Raw genomic sequence first — 4128 nt, 5'->3', positions numbered from 1 at the left:
CACCAGAGAACTTTCATTTGCCGGGGCGATGGCCAGGCCTTCATGAACGTTAGGATAAAACTGTACCTGAGACCCGATCAAGGCGAGGCGCATTACGAATTACTCTTGAACCAATATCCAGGGCTTGACGACGACGGCCCATACTTCAGTGTTTGCTTGGTACCACGTTAAGGCTTGTTGATCGGAGACCTGTTCGACTTGTCGTGAATTTAACCACTGCTCGACCTGGTCTTTATTGTCTGAGGCTATTTGATAGGCCGCCTCGACCAAGTCCAAACCTTCTGAGACGTGAATCGCCAAGCCCGATGCGAAAAAACGCTGCAACTCCCTCCAGGGGATTTGCGAGGTCTCGAGATTAAGTTTAGCTTTGGCAAGTTCGTGATCGGCAGTTGTTAGCGTAGCTGTCATAAGATCGAATATTCAAGATAGAATTGAATTAATCGCAATCGCGGTAACTATTCAGCGCATGCGGTAGGTTGGTGTCAGGCACCTTCTCATACATGACTTATGCTGAATAATTACCAATCGCGATAAATTAATGATGTAGTCGAAAAATCAAGCTGTTATTCTATATCATTTATAACGAAGCGTCGCCCGCCTAACGGTTTTTGGGATGCGAACGCACAAACATAGCGAGGATATTTTTATGATCGGATCTTTTTTTCGTAAATCCAAATTAAAAGCGGCCATCAGTCATGTCAATAAAGCGCGGAAAAGAGAAGGCGCTGAGGCAGATCACCATTTCGACAGCGCTTATAAAGGGTTTAGCGAAGTGATCGATAAGGATCTACTGTTTACCGAAACCTTATACAACTGGGGTTTTGCACTGCTGCATCAAGCCAAAACGAAAACCGGCGACGAAGCTGTCAAACTTTACCAGGAGGCAATCGAAAAATTTTCATTTTGCCGCATGATCAATGCCGATTCATTGGGCGCGGCAATCGACGGCGGCGTCGTCTATATGGACTTGGCACGACTAAAAGGTGCAGCACCGAAAGACTCCTTGTACGACAATGCATTAGCGTTGTTTCAAGAGGCGAATCTTATACAATCGGGTTCGGCATCCTATAATCTGGCTTGTATTTATGCGCTACGCAACGACCAAGAAGCGTGCTTGAGCGCACTGGAAGATTCACGCGACCATGGCAGTTTGCCGTCGGTCGACGACATTCTCGCCGATTCCGATCTCGATAACATGAAATCACACCATTGGTTTATCGATTTTGTCGAGTCGTTGAAAGTGCAGGAGAAACCGGAACCAACTCCCGAGGAAAAAACAGCCGAACCGGAAGTCGAAGCATCTTCGCAGCAGCCCGCAGCCGAAACAAAAGAACCGATCGCCGAGCCGGAAAAAGCGGCCCCAGTCCAAGAAAAGCCGACTACCGTCGAAACACCGACTGAGGAAGAATACAAAAAATAATCTCTATCAACACATCCTGTGAACGGTTCGGGGCAACAAGCACGAATCGCCCGGAATCGTTCACACCTAAGCGTGAATAGGCCCCTAAATGCCGCATGAAGATACGTTCTCACCCTACAAGGTATACGACCGTTCAGCGCGCTTCCTGTTGTAACCGTGAGAATAATGCCGGTCCTGACATCGGCTTCCCCATTAAATAACCTTGCGCTTCATTGCAGCCGTGCATCTTTAAAAAACTCAATTGACCTTTAGTTTCCACCCCTTCGGCGATAACCTCCAACCCCATGCTATGTGCCATCGCGATAATCGCGACTACAATCGCTGCCTCGTTTGGATTATGGGCAATATTGGCGACGAAAGTACGATCGATTTTTAGGCGATCGATCGGAAATTGCCGTAAATACAATAGTGACGAGTAACCGGTTCCGAAGTCGTCGATCGACAATTGCACACCGAATTTTTTTAACTCATTCAAAATATTTAAGGTTTTACCGACATCCTGCATCGCAACGGTTTCGGTCAATTCCAACTCCAAAATAGCAGGGTCGATATCGGATCGGCACAAAACGTCGGCAATCGTTTTAACGAGACTAGTTCGGTTGAATTGATGGGCCGATAAATTGACCGCGATTCTAAAATCTTCCCAACCGGACCTGTGCCAGCCTTGACGCTGACTCCACGCTTCTCGCAATACCCATTCGCCGATCGGCTCTATCAACCCGGTGTCTTCGGCGATAGCAATAAACTGACTAGGCGGCAATAGGCCTTTTTCGGGATGCTGCCAGCGGATCAAGGCTTCGGCACCGATAATGCGACCGCTCTCAAGATTGATTTGCGGTTGATAATATAATTTAAATTCGTTTCGCTCCAAACCCTGGCGAAGCTGCTGCTCCATTTCGATACGTTTCAGCGAATAACCTTCCATGCTGGACCGGAAAAAATGCAGGCACTTCCTACCGCTGTTTTTCGCGCTATACATCGCGGTATCCGCGTGCTTCATCAATAAGGCAGGATTGCCGCCGTCTTCGGGAAAAAAACTAATACCGATACTCGCTGAAATATACAGTTCCTGATTTTCCAAGATTAACGGTGCGCTTAACGACTTAAGAATTCGTTGCGCGGTCGTTTCTACATCGCCGCGATTGTCGAAATCTTGTAATACGACTGTGAATTCATCGCCTCCCATGCGTGCCAATGTATCCGTTTCGCGCAAACACATTGTTAATCGCGCCGCCACTTGTTGCAGCACGATATCGCCCGAGGTATGACCGAATGTGTCGTTGATGTACTTGAAATGATCGAGATCGATAAACAAGACCGCAATTTCGACTTGATGGCGTTTTGCCTGCAGAATCGCGGTATTTAATCGATCGTAGAACAGATCGCGGTTCGGCAGGCCGGTGAGCTTGTCGTGATAGGCCAAATATGCCAGGCGGTTTTCCGCTTCTTTTTGCTTGGAAATGTCGATAAAAATGCCGATGTAATTTTGCACTTGTCCGTACTCGTTTTTAATGGCAGAAATGCTCAGCCACTCCGGATAAATTTCGCCGTTTTTCCTTTTATTCCAAATTTCGCCTTCCTATTGGTTATGCGAGTAAACTGCCGCCCACAACGCCATGTAAAAGTCTTTACCGTGCCGTTCGGACTTTAACAAACGAGGATTTTGACCGATCAATTCGGAGGGAGCATAACCGGTAATACGCGTTACCGCATCGTTGGCGGCTAGTATTGTGCCGTTAGTATCGGTAATGAATATGCCTTCCAACGAGCTATCGAATACGGCAGCGGCAAGTTTTAAATTGTTTTGGGCCTTATCCTTGGCGACGAAAGTCTTTAACATACCCAAAGCGAATCCGGCGTGCTGAGCGGTCAGTTGAAACAGCGTATTCGGATATTGCTTCCGGTTCTTATAGCTTTTCGCACTTATGCCAAGCAAGCCGACGCACTGCGATTCCGACGTTAACGGATACAAATCGAAGCGTGCCGTGCGAATATCCGGCGGTAATGTTTCGAATACTTGACTATGGAATTCGATTAACCCGTTTTGCACGGTAATCGGCAAAAGCGTCTCGATGCATTCCCTGATCGGCCGATAATCGGATAACTTGACATCGTTAAGAATGGCGCCTCTAATCCGCTCCGAACCTTCGCCGGCCGCGCCTTTGATAATCAATTGCGCATCTTCGTCGATCGATCCGCCCCAGATCAGGCATGAGTTAAAAGCCGACTGCAGTTTTTCGCAAAGCTTTTGCAATACCAAGGACTCATCGGTATTCCAGGTCATCAAGTCTTCATGGATGTCCAACAAAACAGCCATGTCATCGTAATTTAGCTTCGTAGGATAGTGCATAGTGCCTCGCGAACGGAAAACCGCGCCTAATATACGGTTTTATACCCATTGATATAATCGGAGACTTTCTTTAAAAAAAGCAAGATAAACGAAGTAGTTTGTAGGATTTTTCTTATAGGCTGCTTTCATTAAGTTACTTGATTAGCAAGATGCTTCAGCTTGCCGAAGCCAAGTGTCCGAGCAGGGGCCAGTCGTAGTCGCAAAAACTAAAATATGCTGTTACCCAAGCTCCAGCTTGGGTAACCTGTTCAGGAAGCTCTAGCTTCCCGACAATCAAGAAAGATTGAACGAGCGAGTCGGGGTTGATTGAGAATGTGCGGAGCTTGTGTCGGTCTCAGGAAGCTCTTGCCCTGAGCAT

3 protein-coding genes and 1 pseudogene are annotated in these 4128 nt (G+C 47.3%); 1 reads left to right on the top strand and 3 read right to left on the bottom strand.

What is annotated here, in order from left to right; all coding sequences use genetic code 11:
- Window positions 1–99 precede the first annotated feature (99 nt).
- The gene (locus tag ACRJJO_RS21790) at window positions 100–408 is read right to left on the bottom strand and encodes a DUF2288 domain-containing protein (protein ID WP_431067657.1); all 309 of its coding nucleotides are present in this window, start codon (window positions 406–408) and stop codon (window positions 100–102) included.
- 238 nt (window positions 409–646) lie between these two features.
- Here ACRJJO_RS21790 and ACRJJO_RS21785 point away from each other — a divergent pair, with 238 nt between their 5' ends.
- Window positions 647–1420, top strand: a complete 774-nt coding sequence (locus ACRJJO_RS21785) for a TPR end-of-group domain-containing protein (protein WP_431067656.1) — start codon at window positions 647–649, stop codon at window positions 1418–1420.
- A gap of 133 nt (window positions 1421–1553) precedes the next feature.
- Here ACRJJO_RS21785 and ACRJJO_RS21780 read toward each other — a convergent pair whose 3' ends face one another.
- Together ACRJJO_RS21780 and ACRJJO_RS21775 are read right to left on the bottom strand one after the other, a co-directional pair.
- Window positions 1554–2843, bottom strand: a complete 1290-nt coding sequence (locus ACRJJO_RS21780) for a putative bifunctional diguanylate cyclase/phosphodiesterase (protein WP_431067658.1) — start codon at window positions 2841–2843, stop codon at window positions 1554–1556.
- An 18-nt stretch (window positions 2844–2861) separates the two neighbouring features.
- Window positions 2862–3704, bottom strand: a pseudogene (locus ACRJJO_RS21775) (PAS domain-containing protein); the annotation flags it as partial.
- Window positions 3705–4128: the final 424 nt, after the last annotated feature.

Source organism: Methylotuvimicrobium sp. (genome assembly GCF_050611805.1).
GTDB lineage: Bacteria > Pseudomonadota > Gammaproteobacteria > Methylococcales > Methylomonadaceae > Methylotuvimicrobium.
Note: the sequence above shows the minus strand (reverse complement) of the source record. Positions and strands in the feature narration are given on the sequence as shown.

Excerpts from the sequence above, each read along its gene's own strand:
- ACRJJO_RS21790 (WP_431067657.1), bottom strand. The coding sequence starts at position 408 with ATGACAGCTACGCTAACAACTGCCGATCACGAACTTGCCAAAGCTAAA.
- ACRJJO_RS21785 (WP_431067656.1), top strand. The coding sequence starts at position 647 with ATGATCGGATCTTTTTTTCGTAAATCCAAATTAAAAGCGGCCATCAGT.